Genomic DNA, 14106 nt, shown 5'->3' with positions numbered 1-14106 from the left:
CAGTCGGGCGGCGCCGCGCGACGTGCGCGCGGTGGCCCAGGCGGGAACAAGGGTAGCGCGGGCTCGACGATCAGTAGCGCAAATTCACCGACGGCAGGCGCGTGCTTGCCTTGCCGTTGTCGCGCACGGCGGGCGACGTGTCGGCCGGCGCGCTCATCTGATAGCGCGTGCCGAAGTTCGACTGCACGTTGATCTCGACGGGCTTGCCCTTGTCGCGATACTCGGTGATTTCCGTGCCGTTCGTGCTGAGTTCGTGATAGCTCGGCAGGCGCGGCGGCGAAATCTCGACCTTCGAGCTCGCCGTTGCGGGCGGGCGGTTGATGGCCTTCAGGTCCGGCAGGCCGGCAGCTTCTTCTGGCGACATCTTTTGCGCCGGGGGCTGGTCCGCCGCGCTCGACGGCTGCGCGATCGCGCTCATGCTGCCGGCGGCGAGGACTGCCGCGACGGCGGCGAAAAGAAGCGGCTTCATGATGATTCTCCAAATATGTGGCCGGATTCTAGCAAACCGTACCCGCCACAGGGCCGTGCAAAGCCTTATTTTGCGCCGCTTTTGCGGAATTCGATGCCGCGTCATAAAGGTGTTGCAGCGCGCACGCAGCGAGCATGGGCTTCATGGTTCTGGCGTTCTTCCGTGGTAATGTCGATTCATCACAAGAGCGCGCAAGATCATGACAAACGACCGGACTCAGAGCACCCAGGCCACACCCGCCAACGATTTCCCGACGGAATCCTTCGACGATCCCGGCGCCGCCGTCTCGCGCGTCAACGCGATTTATGAAGCGAATACCGCGTTCCTGCGCGATGCCTTCGCGCGTTATCGGAGGAACGAGCACTTCACGCATCGCGTGCGCGCGTGCTATCCGTTCGTGCGCGTGCGCACCGAGCTCAACACACAGATCGACTCGCGCCGCTCGTATGGATTCGTCGCGGGGCCCGGCATCTTCGAGACGACGCTCACGCGTCCCGATCTCTTCGGTGACTACTATCGCGAGCAGTTGCGGCTTTTGGCGAAGAACCATCACGTCGGCATCGAAGTGGGCGTTTCAGCGCAACCGATCCCGATTCACTTCGCGTTCGCCGAGGGCATCCATCTCGAAGGCGATCTGGATCGCGATCGGCTGCTCGCAATGCGCAACATCTTCGATACGCCGGATCTCGCGCTGCTCGACGATCGCATCGTCAACGGCACGTACGAGCCGGCAGCGGGCGAGCCGCATCCGCTGGCGCTTTTCACGGCGGCGCGCGTGGATTTCTCGCTGCATCGGCTGCGGCATTACACCGCCACGCTCCCGACGCATTTCCAGAACTACGTGCTCTACACGAACTACCAGTTCTATATCGACGAGTTCGTGAAGCTCGGCCGCACGATCATGTCGCGTGCCGACGATGAAGAAACGCGCGCGTATCGCAGTGAGTATTCGTCGTTCGTCGAACCGGGTGACGTGATCACCTACAACGCGAACCTGAGCGAGCAGTTCGAGGACGAAGGCACGCAGCCCGCCCGTCTGCCGCAGATGCCCGCGTACCACCTGAAACGCGCCGACGGCAGCGGCATCACGATGGTGAACATCGGCGTCGGACCATCGAATGCCAAGACGATCACCGATCACATCGCCGTGCTGCGCCCGCACGCGTGGATCATGCTCGGGCACTGCGCGGGGCTGCGCAACACGCAACGTCTCGGCGACTATGTGCTCGCGCACGGCTACGTGCGCGAAGACCACGTTCTCGATGCCGACCTGCCGCTCTGGGTGCCGATTCCGGCGCTGGCCGAAGTGCAGGTCGCGCTGGAAAAAGCGGTCGCGCAGGTGACGCAACTCGAAGGCGTCGAATTGAAGCGCGTGATGCGTACGGGAACGGTGGCGAGCGTCGACAACCGCAACTGGGAACTGCGCGATCATCGCGAGCCAGTGCAGCGGTTGTCGCAAAGCCGTGCCATTGCGCTCGACATGGAAAGCGCGACGATCGCCGCGAACGGCTTTCGCTTTCGCGTTCCCTACGGCACGCTCTTGTGCGTCTCCGACAAGCCGCTGCACGGCGAACTGAAGTTGCCCGGCATGGCCGACCAGTTCTATCGCGCGCAAGTCGATCAGCACTTGCAGATCGGCGTGAAGGCGATGGAGCTCTTGCGCATGAACGGGCTCTCGAAGCTCCACAGCCGCAAGCTGCGCAGCTTCGCGGAAGTCGCGTTTCAGTAAGTCTGCGAAGAAAACCCTGCCCGAAACGAAAACGGGCGGCTTCGAAAAGCCGCCCGCATCGCGTTATCAGAGATAGAACATCCGGTCTTCGTCGGACTTGCCTTCGGCCGGCTGTTCGCCCGCGTCCTCGCGGTCTTCGTAGAACTTCAGCACCGCTTCGAGCACCTGGTCCGGATCGTCGATCACCTGCATCAGGTTCAGGTCCTTCTCGCCGATCACACCGTTCGTGAGCAGCGTGGTCTTGAACCAGTCGAGGAGACCCGCCCAGAACTCCGCGCCCACCAGAACGATCGGCACGTGGCGCGACTTCTTCGTCTGAATGAGCGTGAGCACTTCGGCGAGTTCGTCGAGCGTGCCGAAGCCGCCGGGCATCACCACGACCGCATCCGAATTCTTCACGAACGTGACCTTGCGCGTGAAGAAATGCCGGAAGCGCAGCGAGATGTCCTGCCACTGGTTGCCCGACTGCTCGTGCGGCAACTCGATGTTCAGCCCGACCGACGGAGACTTGCCCGCGTGCGCGCCTTTATTGGCCGCTTCCATGATGCCGGGGCCACCGCCGGAGATGACGGCGAAGCCCGCATCGGAGAATCTTTGGGCGATCTCGATCGTGAGTTTGTAGTAAGGCGACTCGGGTTTCAGACGCGCCGAACCATAGATGCTGATGGCCGGGCGGATCTCCGAGAGGTACTCGGTCGCCTCGATAAACTCTGCCATAATCGTGAACATCTGCCACGATGCGCGAGCCTTCTTGGCCGTCGCGCGCTCTTGATCTGCGAGCGATCGCAGACTCGGAATCACTTTTCTCTTGTTCATAATGCCTGAAGAACTAAGTCTTGAAGGTAAGACCCTGCTATTGGTCGACGGATCCAGCTATCTCTACCGTGCTTATCACGCGATGCCGGATTTACGCGGACCCGATGGCGGGCCGACGGGCGCGCTGTATGGGATGATCAACATGTTGCGCCGCTTGCGGCGCGAGATCAATGCAGAGTATAGCGCGTGCGTATTCGACGCCAAAGGCAAGACGTTTCGCGACGACTGGTATGCGGACTACAAGGCCAACCGGCCATCGATGCCCGACGATCTCTCGCGTCAGATCGAACCCATTCACGTGACCGTGCGCGCGCTCGGCTGGCCGCTCGTCATGATCGAGGGCGTGGAAGCGGATGACGTCATCGGTACGCTGGCCGTCGCTGCCGAGAAGCGCGGCATGAAGGTGATCGTGTCGACGGGCGACAAGGATTTGGCACAGCTCGTGACTGATCATGTCACCCTCATCAATACGATGACGAACGAGACGCTCGATCGTGCCGGCGTGCTGGGGAAGTTCGGCGTGCCGCCGGAGCGGATCGTCGATTACCTGTCGCTCATCGGCGATACGGTCGACAACGTGCCGGGCGTCGAGAAATGCGGGCCCAAGACGGCATTGAAGTGGCTCACGCAATACGACACCCTCGATGGCATCGTCGCACACGCGGGCGAGATCAAAGGTGCGGTAGGAGACAATCTGCGCAAGGCTCTCGACTTCCTGCCGCTGGCGAAAAAACTCGTCACCGTGGACACGGAATGCGACCTGAGTTCGCAAATCGAATCGATCCAGGCAACGTTGCCGAGCTGCCCCGAAGCGCGCGATGAACTGCGCGATCTCTTCACGCGCCACGGCTTCAAGACGTGGCTGCGCGAAGTCGAGATCGCCGATGCGGTGGAGGGCCCGACCGATACACCGCCCGCCGAAGCCACCGAGATCGTCCATCACTACGACACCGTGCAGACGTGGGAGCAACTCGACGCATGGCTCGCGAAGATCAACGCGGCCGAACTGACTTCGTTCGATACCGAGACGACCGCGCTCGATCCGATGGTCGCGCAACTGGTGGGCTTGTCGGTGTCGGTCGAGCCGGGGCATGCGGCTTATGTTCCGGTCGCGCATCGCGGGCCGGATGCACCCGAGCAGTTGCCGCGCGATGAAGTTCTGCAGAAGCTCAAGCCGTGGCTCGAGGATGCATCGAAGAAGAAGGTCGGCCAGCATTTGAAGTACGACGAGCAGGTGCTCGCTAACTATGGCATCGAACTCAGGGGCGTCGAGCACGATACGTTGTTGCAGTCGTATGTGCTGGAGTCGCATCGTCCGCACGACATGGACAACCTCGCGCTGCGCCATCTCGGCGTCAAAACCATCAAGTATGAAGAGGTGGCGGGCAAGGGCGCATCGCAGATCGGCTTCGATGAAGTCGCGCTCGACAAGGCGGCCGAGTACGCTGCCGAAGACGCGGACATCACGCTGCGATTGCATCAGGCGCTCTATCCGCAAGTCGCGAATGAAGACGGCTTGCTGCACGTCTATCGTGACATCGAACTGCCGACGGCGCGTGTGTTGCGCAAGATGGAGCGCAACGGCGTGCTGATCGATCGCGAGAAATTGCAGAAGCAAAGCAGCGAGATCGCGACGCGCCTGATCCAGCTCGAAGGCGAGGCGTATGAACTCGCGGGCGGCGAATTCAACCTCGGCTCGCCGAAGCAGATCGGGCAGATCTTCTTTGAGAAGCTGCAATTGCCGGTGGTCAAGAAGACGCCGAGCGGCGCGCCATCGACCGATGAAGAAGTACTTCAGAAACTCGCCGAAGACTATCCGCTGCCGAAGATCCTGCTCGAACATCGCGGCTTGTCGAAGCTCAAGTCGACGTACACCGACAAGCTGCCCCGCATGGTCAACGCATCGACGGGACGCGTGCATACGAACTATGCGCAGGCTGTGGCGGTGACGGGGCGGCTGTCGTCGAACGAGCCGAACTTGCAGAACATCCCGGTGCGCACGGGCGAAGGGCGGCGCATTCGCGAGGCGTTCATCGCGCCGCCGGGCAGCAGGATCGTATCGGCGGATTACTCGCAGATCGAGTTGCGCATCATGGCCCACATCTCCGGCGACGCATCGCTGATGCGCTCGTTCGCCGAGGGCGAGGACGTGCATCGCGCGACCGCATCGGAGATCTTCAGCGTCACGCCGATCGAAGTATCGAGCGATCAGCGGCGCATCGCGAAGGTCATCAACTTCGGGCTGATCTACGGCATGAGCTCGTTCGGCCTTGCGTCGAACCTCGGCATCACGCGCGATGCCGCAAAGCTCTACATCGACCGCTATTTCGCGCGCTATCCGGGCGTCGCGGCGTACATGGAGAACACGCGCACGAGTGCGAAGCGCGATGGCTTCGTCGAGACCGTCTTCGGCAGGCGTTTGTGGTTGCCCGAGATCAATGGAGGCAGCGGACCGCGCCGTCAGGCCGCCGAGCGCGCCGCAATCAACGCGCCGATGCAGGGCACCGCAGCCGACCTCATCAAGCTCTCGATGATCGCGGTGCAGGACTGGATCGAGGCTTCGAACGTCAAGGCGAAGATGATCATGCAGGTCCACGATGAACTCGTGCTCGAAGTGCCGGAGGACGAATTGTCGGAAGTGCGCAAGCGGCTGCCGGAACTGATGTGCGGCGTGGCGTCGCTTAAGGTGCCGCTCGTGGCTGAAGTCGGCGCGGGCGCGAACTGGGAAGAAGCACACTGATTTTCCATGAGCCGCATGTCGCGCATGCGGAACACGGGCTTGTGAGCGGATGGGGAGGGCGCGCACAATGCCTGTCGAGGCGAGCAGGAAGCCAATGTCCGAAGAATCGACGAGTCCAAGTAACGGCACAGGGAGAGTTCAATGCATCGCTTCATCATCGTAGGCGGCGGGGCCGGAGGGCTTGAACTGGCGACGCGTCTCGGCGACCGCTACGGTTCGACCGATCCCAAGAAGACGCCGCAAGCGCAGATCACGCTGATCGACCGCAACCCGACGCACATCTGGAAGCCGCTCCTGCACGAAGTCGCGGCGGGCAGCATGGACCCGTTCACGCAGGAACTCGAATACGCTGCGCAGGCGCTCTGGCACGGCTTCGAGTTCGCGCAGGGCGAATTGATCGGGCTGGACCGGGCCGCGAAGCGCGTCACGATCGGCCCGCTTCTCGACGACGAAGCCGGAGAGCTGATCCCGCAACGCGAATTCGACTACGACACGCTCGTCATCTCCATCGGCAGCACGACACACTTCTTCGGCGTTGCGGGCGCGCAGGAAAATTCGATCGCGCTCGATACCGTCGGCCAGGCCGAGCTGTTTCGCAAACGCCTGATCGCCGCGTGCATGCGCGCGGAGCATCGGGCGCCGGACCCGGTGATCGAAGGACAGCCGGAGCAGCCGCGCATTCAGGTGGCGATCGTCGGGGCGGGCGCGACGGGCGTCGAATTGTCGGCGGAATTGCGCAACACGGCGCAGGTGCTTTCCGCCTACGGGCTGCACAAGCTCGATCCGAAGCACGATATCGGCATCGCGCTGATCGAAGCCGGGCCGCGCATTCTGCCGGCGCTGCAGGAGCGTGTATCGACGGCGACCGCCGAGTTGCTCAATAAGGTCGGCGTCAGGCTGATGACGGGCGAGACGGTGGCCGAAGTGTCGCGCGATTCGATCCGCACGGCGAGTGGCAAGATCATTCGCGCCGACTTGACCGTGTGGGCGGCCGGCATCAAGGCGCCGGCGGTGCTCGCGAACCTCGACGGCCTGCCGACCAACCGGCTCGGTCAGCTCGTCGTGCGGCGCACGCTGCAAACCGAAATCGACGACAACATCTTCGCCATCGGCGATTGCGCCGCGTGCGCGTGGCCGGGCAACGAGCGCAACGTGCCGCCGCGCGCGCAGGCCGCGCACCAGCAGGCGAGCTTCCTGATGAAGTCGCTCGCGCGGCGGCTCGAAGGCAAAGCGCTGCCGGAATATACGTATCGCGACTTCGGCTCGCTGGTGTCGCTCGGGCATTACAGCGCGGTCGGCAACCTGATGGGCGGGCTGATCGGTGGGAACATGTTGATCGAAGGGCTCTTTGCGCGTTTCATGTACATGTCGCTGTACCGGCTGCATATCGCCGCGCTGCACGGCTATCCGCGCATGGTGCTCGATACCTTCGCGCACTGGCTGCGGCGCTCCACCGCGCCGCGCGTCAAGCTGCACTGAGGTTTGGCACCCGTGCAGGCACGCGCGAAAGCTGTTTAGAATGGCTGGCGCGCCTTCTGGCGCGTGCAGTCCGAAGACGCAGCTTGCGACGTTGAGCCGCGCTCTTTCCGCAGTGCAGCGCCGCGCGTGGCGAGGCTTGTGATTCACGACGCGCGGTCTCCGAATCAGCGTCGCCCGGCGCGTCTACGCGCAGCCGGCGGCCCTTGGCGGCCTTTGCCGCAGGAGTTCGCATGCTTAAGCCTGAAGTCGACAGCCTCGTCCCGCACGTCCCGTTCGACCGCCGCACCTTCATCAAGGCCACGATCGGCACCGGCTTCGCCGCCGCCGTGCTGCCCGTCTCGGCGCAAACCATCACCACCGACACCGAAGGGCTGGAGGCCGGCGCGATCGGCATCCGCGCCGCCGACGGCACGCTCGTGCCCGCATATCGCGCGCAGCCGAAGGGCAAAACGAAGCTGCCGGTAATCATCGTCGTGCATGAGATTTTCGGCGTGCACGAACATATCGCCGATATCTGCCGCCGCTTCGCCAAGCTCGGCTATCTGGCGATCGCTCCGCAGTTCTTCATCCGTCAAGGCGACCCGGCGACTGTCCCGTCGATTCAGCAGATAAACGACCAGATTGCGTCGAAGGTGCCGGACTCGCAAGTGCTGTCCGATGTCGACGCGGCCGTCGCCTGGGCAGGCGAGCATGGCGGCGATGTGAACAAGCTCGGCATTACTGGATTTTGCTTGGGCGGGCGGATCGCGTGGCTCTATGCCGAGCACAATCCGCGCGTAAAGGCGGCCGTCGCGTGGTACGGCCAGCTCACCGGCCCGAAGACAGCCAACAAGCCGAGCTTCCCGATCGACAACGCGGCGCAATTGAAGGTGCCGGTGCTCGGTCTGTACGGACGGCAGGACCAGAGCATCCCGCAAGACACGATCGAGGCGATGAAGCAGGCGATCGCGAACGGCCCGCCTAGTGCGCGCGGCTCGCAATTTGTCGTGTACGACGACGCGCCGCACGCGTTCTTCGCCGACTATCGCCCGAGCTACCGGAAGGCGGATGCCGAGGACGGCTGGCGCCGTGCCATTGCGTGGTTCAAGGAGCACGGCGTGAAGTAACGCAGGGCGTTCTCAGGCCGCCGGGCCCGTCGCCACGGGCCGTGCGGGGTTTGCGCTCCACTCGCTCCAGGAGCCCGGATAGAGCGCCGCGCCGTGCAGACCGGCGATTTCCATCGCGAGCGCGTTGTGACACGCTGTCACGCCCGAGCCGCATTGCAGCACGACGCGATCCGGCGGCGTCGTGCCAAGCAGCGCGCCGTAGGCGTCGCGCAGTTCGTGGGCGGTCTTGAAGCGCCCCTCGGCGTTCAGGTTGTCCTTGAAGAAATGATTGAGCGCGCCCGGAATGTGCCCGCCGACCCGGTCGATCGTCTCGTTCTCGCCGCGATAGCGGTCGTTGGCGCGCGCGTCGATCAGGACGTGATCGCGCGTTGTCAGATTGCGCTCGACCGCCTGGACATCGACGGTCACCGCAAGCGGCGCCGCCGCCTTGAAATTCCCGGGCGTCTTCGCGGGCGCGCCGGCTTCAAGCTGCTTGCCGGTGGCTTTCCACGCCTGCAGGCCGCCGTCGAGGAGCGCCGCTGAATCGTGGCCCAGCCAGCGCAGCAACCACCAGAGCCGCGCGGCGTACATGCCGCCCTGCGCGTCGTACGCGACGACTTGCTGACCGTCGTTCAGCCCGAAAGCAGCGAGCGTCGCGACGAGCGCCGCACGATCCGGCAGCGGATGCCGCCCGTTCGTGCCGTTCTTCGTGCCCGACAGATCGCGATCCAGATGCAGATAATGCGCGCCCGGCAGATGGCCCGCCGTGTACTCGGATTCGCCGGATTCGGGCGCGGCGAGGTCGAAGCGACAATCGAAGATAAGCACGCTGCCTGGGGCGGCGTCGAGCCGGCTGGCGAGGTTGGCGGCGGAAATGAGTGTGGTGTAGCGGGTGTGCGGCATGGCGGCTCCTGATGCGCCCGATGTGCCGATCGGCGGGAAGGGCTTGGGCTTTCGAGTAGTGGATTGACTAAGTCTAAACAAAAAAAGACGGGCTCAACGCCCGTCTTTTGATCGATCCGTGCCGCTCAGATCTCGCCCAACTGATGCCGCAGGAACTCGTGGAAGTGCTGCATCCCTGATTCCATCGGACTCTGATACGGCCCGACCTGCGATTCCCCGCGCGACATCAGTGCGCGCCGCCCGGCATCCATGCGTTCGGCGATTTCATCGTCCTCGCGCGCGGTTTCCATATATGCGGCGCGCTCGGCCTCGATGAACCCGCGCTCGAACAGCGCAATTTCCTCCGGGTAATAGAACTCGACGATATTCGTCGTCTTCTGCGCCCCGCGCGGAATCAGCCATGACACGACCAGCACGTGCGGATACCACTCGATCATCAGGCCCGGGTAATACACCATCCAGATCGCGCCGAATTCAGGCGGCGTGCCGTTACGGAACTTGAGCACCTGGTCGTGCCACTTCCGGTAAGTCGGGCTGCCCGGCTTCTCGAGATTCTTGTGCACGCCGACCGTCTGGACGCTGTACCAGTCGCCGAATTCCCAGGTCAGGTCGTCGCACGAGACGAAGCTGCCGAGGCCCGGATGGAACGGCGCGACGTGGTAATCCTCCAGATACACCTCGATGAAGGACTTCCAGTTGTAGTTGCACTCATGCACCTCAACGTGATCGAACATGAAGCCCGAGAAGTCGAAGTGTTTCGCCGTGCCGAGGCGCGCGAGATCCGCCGCGACGTTGCGGCCCTGCGATTCGAAGAGCAGGCCCTGCCAGTTCTGCAGCGGCGTGGCGCCGAGATTCAGGCACGGGTTGTCGGCGAAATGCGGCGCGCCGAGCAACTGGCCGTTGAGATCGTAGGTCCAGCGATGCAGGGGACAGACGATGTTGTCCGCCCGGCCGCGGCCGTTGAGCATGATCGCCTGCCGATGGCGGCAGACGTTCGACAGCAATTCGATCTGCGATTGCTGGTTGCGCACGAGCACGCGCCCTTCGCCTTCACCTGGAAGCGCGAAATAGCTTCCCGCATCGGGCACCATGAGTTCGTGCCCGATGTAGCGAGGACCCTGCTTGAAAAGTGTGTCGATTTCGCGCGTAAGAAGCGCTTCGTCAAAGTAAGCCGTGACTGGCAACTGGCTGTGGACAGCCTTCAGCTGCAATGCATTGCTCAGATTGGACATTCCCACTCCCGATGAAAACGTGAAAGCAGTGAACAACCCAACCATCGAAAATTCGATTTAGGGAGCCCGCGATTATACCGAAAACCCCGTTTTCGGGGCGCCAAGGTCTCTTTTGGGGTCGAATTCGCGCGGGGAGTTCCGCATCCCGCGGGAAGGCAGGCTGGACGATTGGCGGCGTTTTCGGACACCGCCCCCTTGGCCGGTGGGCTAACGGGCAGAAGGTGGGGACGGGGTGAGGGTCGGAAAACCGGCTTTTGCCGTAGAATGTGCGACTTGTTCCCAAAATTCGATTCCACACCAACGATTCATGGCGAAAACCGCAATAGAGGAAGCCGCCGCCAGCGCGCCGGACGCCGATAGCACGACGCTTCCGGAGAATTACGAAGCGGCGCTGACCGAACTCGAAGGACTCGTCTCGCACATGGAAGGCGGGGCGCTGAGTCTCGAGGCGTCGCTTGCGGCGTATCGCCGCGGCGCCGCGCTCGTGGGCTTCTGCCAGCAGCAGCTCGAAAAGGTCGAGCAACAGGTTCGCGTGCTCGATGGCGAGACGCTCAAGGCCCTGCCCGCCGATGCGGCACGCTTGGCCCAAGGCAACGGGGACGATCTATGACATTCGAAAAATGGATGCGCGAAAGTCTTGACCGGGTCGAGACGGCCTTGGAACACTACCTGCCGGGCACGGACATCGCCCCGGCGAAGCTGCATGACGCGATGCGCTACGCGGTTCTCGGCGGCGGCAAGCGGGTTCGCCCGCTTCTGTGCCAGGCCGCGGGTGAACTGACCGGCGCGAGCGCGCAGGCGGTGGAGACGGCGAGCGCCGCGCTCGAAATGATCCACGTGTATTCGCTCGTGCATGACGACATGCCCGCAATGGACGACGACGCACTGCGTCGCGGAAAGCCTACGGTACACGTCCAATATGACGAAGCGACGGCACTGCTCGTCGGCGATGCGCTGCAATCGCAGGCGTTCATCGCGTTGACGACCGCCGGCAATGGTCTGAACGATGCCCAGCAGGCCGCGCTCGTGCGCGAACTGGCGCTGGCGAGCGGTTCGATCGGCATGGCGGGCGGGCAGGCGATCGACCTTGAAAGCGTCGGGCGCAAGCTGTCGCGGCCGGAGCTCGAAACGATGCATCGGAAGAAGACGGGCGCATTGCTGCGCGCCTCGGTACGCATGGGCGCGCTTGCCGGCGCCACGCCCGACGCGGCGGCGCTCAAGGCGCTCGACGATTACTCGGCTGCTGTAGGCCTTGCATTCCAGGTGGTGGACGACATCCTCGACGTCACCGCCGACTCCGCCACCCTCGGCAAAACCGCGGGCAAGGACGCGAAGGACGATAAACCCACCTACGTTTCCATCATCGGACTCGACGCCTCGCGCGAACTCGCCGCGCAACTGCGCCGCGACGCGCACGCCGCGCTCGAACCGTTCGGCGCGCGCGCCCAGCGCCTGGCCGAGCTTGCCGACCTGGTCGTGAACCGGGTGCACTGAACGTTGAATGCGTGATCCCGCGCGTGAGTGCAAAATGCGCGCCACGGAACCACGCCAGTTTTCCTAAAATGGGACGACGATGTACGACTTGCTGAAAACCATCGACGATCCGGCCGCCCTGCGCGCCCTCGATCGCCGCCAACTGCAACCGCTTGCCGACGAACTGCGGGCTTACGTGCTCGACAGCGTGTCGCAAACGGGCGGTCATCTGTCGTCGAATCTCGGCACGGTCGAGCTGACGATCGCGCTGCACTATGTATTCGACACCCCCGGTGACCGCATCGTCTGGGACGTCGGTCATCAGACGTATCCGCACAAGATCCTGACCGGCCGCCGCGACCAGATGCCCACGCTGCGCCAGCTCGGTGGCATTTCCGGCTTCCCGCGCCGCAGCGAGTCCGAGTACGACACGTTCGGCACGGCGCATTCGAGCACGTCGATTTCGGCGGCGCTCGGCATGGCGATCGCGAGCAAGCTGCAGGGCGAGAACCGCTACTCGATCGCCGTGATCGGCGACGGCGCAATGACCGCCGGCATGGCCTTCGAGGCGATGAACAACGCGGGCGTGGAAGACGACGTGCCGCTCCTCGTGATCCTGAACGACAACGACATGTCGATTTCGCCGCCGGTCGGCGCGCTGAATCGCCATCTCGCGCGACTGATGTCGGGGCGTTTCTACGCGGCGGCGCGCGCGGGCGTCGAGCGCGTGCTGCGCGTCGCGCCGCCCATGCTCGATCTCGCCCGCAAGCTCGAGGAGCACGCAAAGGGCATGATCGTGCCGGCCACGCTTTTCGAGGAATTCGGCTTCAACTACATCGGCCCGATTGACGGCCACGATCTCGATTCGCTGATCCCGACGCTGCAGAACATCAAGGAACTGCGCGGCCCGCAATTCCTGCACGTCGTGACGAAAAAGGGACAGGGCTACAAGCTCGCCGAGGCCGATCCGGTGCTGTACCACGGCCCGGGCAAGTTCAATCCGGCCGAAGGCATCAAGCCGTCGACGGCGCCTTCGAAGAAAACCTACACGCAGGTGTTCGGCGAGTGGCTGTGCGACGCCGCCGCGCAGGATTCGCGCGTCGTCGGCATCACGCCGGCCATGCGCGAGGGCTCCGGCATGGTGGAGTTCGAAAAGCGCTTCCCGGACCGGTATTTCGACGTCGGCATCGCCGAGCAACATGCGGTGACCTTCGCGGGCGGGCTCGCCGCTGACGGCATGAAGCCGGTCGTCGCGATCTATTCGACGTTCCTGCAACGCGCCTACGATCAGTTGATCCACGACGTCGCGCTGCAGAATCTGCCGGTCGTGTTCGCGATCGACCGCGCGGGTCTCGTCGGCGCGGACGGCGCGACGCACGCGGGCAACTACGACCTCGCGTTCCTGCGCTGCATCCCGAACATGACGGTGATGGCCGCATCCGACGAAAACGAATGCCGCCAGATGCTCTACACCGCGCTCCAGCAGCCGAATCCGACCGCCGTGCGATATCCGCGCGGCGCCGGCACGGGCGTCGCGACGGTCAAGCAGATGACCGAGATTCCGCTCGGCAAGGGCGAAATTCGTCGCGAATCGTCGCAAAAGCTCGGCTCCGGCCAGCGCATTGCGATCCTCGCGTTCGGCACGATGGTCGCGCCGTCGCTTGCGGCCGGCGCGGAGCTGGACGCTACCGTCGCCAACATGCGCTTCGTGAAGCCGATCGACGCCGACTTGCTGCGCGAACTCGCCGCGACGCACGATGTGCTCGTGACGGTCGAAGAGGGCGCGATCATGGGCGGTGCGGGTTCGGCGTGCGTCGAGGCGCTGCTCGCGCAGCAGGTCATCAAGCCGGTGTTGCAGCTCGGTCTGCCCGACGTCTTCATCGATCACGGCGATCCGGTGAAGCTCCTGGCGAGCGTCGGGCTGGACGGCGCGGGTATCGCCAAGTCGATTCGCGAGCGGTTTCTGAACGTCGCCGCCGTCGAAGCCGTGCCGGGCAAGCTGACCAAGCGCGTCGCGTAACTGCAACACGATGTGAAAGGCGCGTCCGGGGAACGCGCGCCTCGCTCGTCACATCGAATACGACAGTCACTACAAAGCGACTTCGCCCCGCGAAGTCCGCCTTACCGATTTCACGCCGCGCGTCGCCCCGGACTCAAGCGCGCGGCGGATCAGGACATAA

Annotated in this window: 11 protein-coding genes; 7 read left to right on the top strand and 4 right to left on the bottom strand. The window is 63.9% G+C overall.

Features of this window, described 5'->3' with window-relative positions; translation table 11 throughout:
* Positions 1 to 70: 70 nt before the first annotated feature.
* Complete coding sequence (locus tag AWB67_RS17105) at positions 71 to 469, bottom strand: hypothetical protein (protein ID WP_087657434.1); 399 nt, start codon at positions 467 to 469, stop codon at positions 71 to 73.
* A 199-nt stretch (positions 470 to 668) separates the two neighbouring features.
* Between AWB67_RS17105 and AWB67_RS17100 the strand changes: the two genes are divergently transcribed.
* Positions 669 to 2198, top strand: coding sequence for an AMP nucleosidase (locus AWB67_RS17100; RefSeq protein WP_087657433.1), 1530 nt, complete (start codon positions 669 to 671; stop codon positions 2196 to 2198).
* Positions 2199 to 2264: 66 nt separating this feature from the next.
* On the opposite strand, the gene AWB67_RS17095 is transcribed toward AWB67_RS17100, so the two are convergent.
* Positions 2265 to 3014: an LOG family protein gene (locus tag AWB67_RS17095; protein ID WP_087657432.1), complete on the bottom strand. Its 750-nt coding sequence runs from the start codon at positions 3012 to 3014 to the stop codon at positions 2265 to 2267.
* A gap of 1 nt (position 3015) precedes the next feature.
* On the opposite strand from AWB67_RS17095, the gene polA reads away from it, so the two are divergent.
* The 3 genes from polA (at position 3016) to AWB67_RS17080 (ending at position 8339) form a co-directional block, all read left to right on the top strand.
* Entirely contained in the window at positions 3016 to 5754 is a 2739-nt protein-coding gene (polA, locus tag AWB67_RS17090) for a DNA polymerase I (RefSeq protein WP_087657431.1), read from the top strand.
* Positions 5755 to 5895: 141 nt separating this feature from the next.
* On the top strand, positions 5896 to 7233 hold the full coding sequence (locus AWB67_RS17085; RefSeq protein ID WP_087657430.1) for an NAD(P)/FAD-dependent oxidoreductase: 1338 nt from the start codon (positions 5896 to 5898) through the stop codon (positions 7231 to 7233).
* A gap of 230 nt (positions 7234 to 7463) precedes the next feature.
* On the top strand, positions 7464 to 8339 hold the full coding sequence (locus tag AWB67_RS17080; RefSeq protein ID WP_087657429.1) for a dienelactone hydrolase family protein: 876 nt from the start codon (positions 7464 to 7466) through the stop codon (positions 8337 to 8339).
* 12 nt (positions 8340 to 8351) lie between these two features.
* Here AWB67_RS17080 and AWB67_RS17075 read toward each other — a convergent pair whose 3' ends face one another.
* Both AWB67_RS17075 and AWB67_RS17070 read right to left on the bottom strand, forming a co-directional pair.
* Positions 8352 to 9221: a sulfurtransferase gene (locus AWB67_RS17075; RefSeq protein WP_087657428.1), complete on the bottom strand. Its 870-nt coding sequence runs from the start codon at positions 9219 to 9221 to the stop codon at positions 8352 to 8354.
* Positions 9222 to 9346: 125 nt separating this feature from the next.
* Positions 9347 to 10453 carry an aromatic ring-hydroxylating oxygenase subunit alpha gene (locus AWB67_RS17070; protein WP_087657427.1) on the bottom strand — a complete coding sequence of 369 codons (1107 nt, stop codon included), beginning with the start codon at positions 10451 to 10453 and terminating at the stop codon, positions 9347 to 9349.
* 307 nt (positions 10454 to 10760) lie between these two features.
* Here AWB67_RS17070 and AWB67_RS17065 point away from each other — a divergent pair, with 307 nt between their 5' ends.
* The 3 genes from AWB67_RS17065 to dxs all read left to right on the top strand — a co-directional run bounded on the left by AWB67_RS17065 (position 10761) and on the right by dxs (position 13946).
* On the top strand, positions 10761 to 11063 hold the full coding sequence (locus AWB67_RS17065; RefSeq protein WP_087657426.1) for an exodeoxyribonuclease VII small subunit: 303 nt from the start codon (positions 10761 to 10763) through the stop codon (positions 11061 to 11063).
* Positions 11060 to 11947: a polyprenyl synthetase family protein gene (locus AWB67_RS17060; protein WP_087657425.1), complete on the top strand. Its 888-nt coding sequence runs from the start codon at positions 11060 to 11062 to the stop codon at positions 11945 to 11947. Before AWB67_RS17065 ends, AWB67_RS17060 begins: the two co-directional genes overlap by 4 nt.
* A 79-nt stretch (positions 11948 to 12026) precedes the next feature.
* A complete protein-coding gene (gene dxs / locus AWB67_RS17055; RefSeq protein ID WP_087657424.1) occupies positions 12027 to 13946 on the top strand; it encodes a 1-deoxy-D-xylulose-5-phosphate synthase in 1920 nt (639 codons plus the stop codon).
* Positions 13947 to 14106: the final 160 nt, after the last annotated feature.

The sequence above is a fragment of the Caballeronia terrestris genome (assembly GCF_001544515.1).
Taxonomy (GTDB): domain Bacteria; phylum Pseudomonadota; class Gammaproteobacteria; order Burkholderiales; family Burkholderiaceae; genus Caballeronia; species Caballeronia terrestris.
This window is presented reverse-complemented; position numbering and strand designations above follow the sequence as displayed.

Coding starts and splice junctions, on each gene's coding strand:
- AWB67_RS17105 (WP_087657434.1), bottom strand. CDS start 469: ATGAAGCCGCTTCTTTTCGCCGCCGTCGCGGCAGTCCTCGCCGCCGGC.
- AWB67_RS17100 (WP_087657433.1), top strand. CDS start 669: ATGACAAACGACCGGACTCAGAGCACCCAGGCCACACCCGCCAACGAT.
- AWB67_RS17095 (WP_087657432.1), bottom strand. CDS start 3,014: ATGAACAAGAGAAAAGTGATTCCGAGTCTGCGATCGCTCGCAGATCAA.
- polA (WP_087657431.1), top strand. CDS start 3,016: ATGCCTGAAGAACTAAGTCTTGAAGGTAAGACCCTGCTATTGGTCGAC.
- AWB67_RS17085 (WP_087657430.1), top strand. CDS start 5,896: ATGCATCGCTTCATCATCGTAGGCGGCGGGGCCGGAGGGCTTGAACTG.
- AWB67_RS17080 (WP_087657429.1), top strand. CDS start 7,464: ATGCTTAAGCCTGAAGTCGACAGCCTCGTCCCGCACGTCCCGTTCGAC.
- AWB67_RS17075 (WP_087657428.1), bottom strand. CDS start 9,221: ATGCCGCACACCCGCTACACCACACTCATTTCCGCCGCCAACCTCGCC.
- AWB67_RS17070 (WP_087657427.1), bottom strand. CDS start 10,453: ATGTCCAATCTGAGCAATGCATTGCAGCTGAAGGCTGTCCACAGCCAG.
- AWB67_RS17065 (WP_087657426.1), top strand. CDS start 10,761: ATGGCGAAAACCGCAATAGAGGAAGCCGCCGCCAGCGCGCCGGACGCC.
- AWB67_RS17060 (WP_087657425.1), top strand. CDS start 11,060: ATGACATTCGAAAAATGGATGCGCGAAAGTCTTGACCGGGTCGAGACG.
- dxs (WP_087657424.1), top strand. CDS start 12,027: ATGTACGACTTGCTGAAAACCATCGACGATCCGGCCGCCCTGCGCGCC.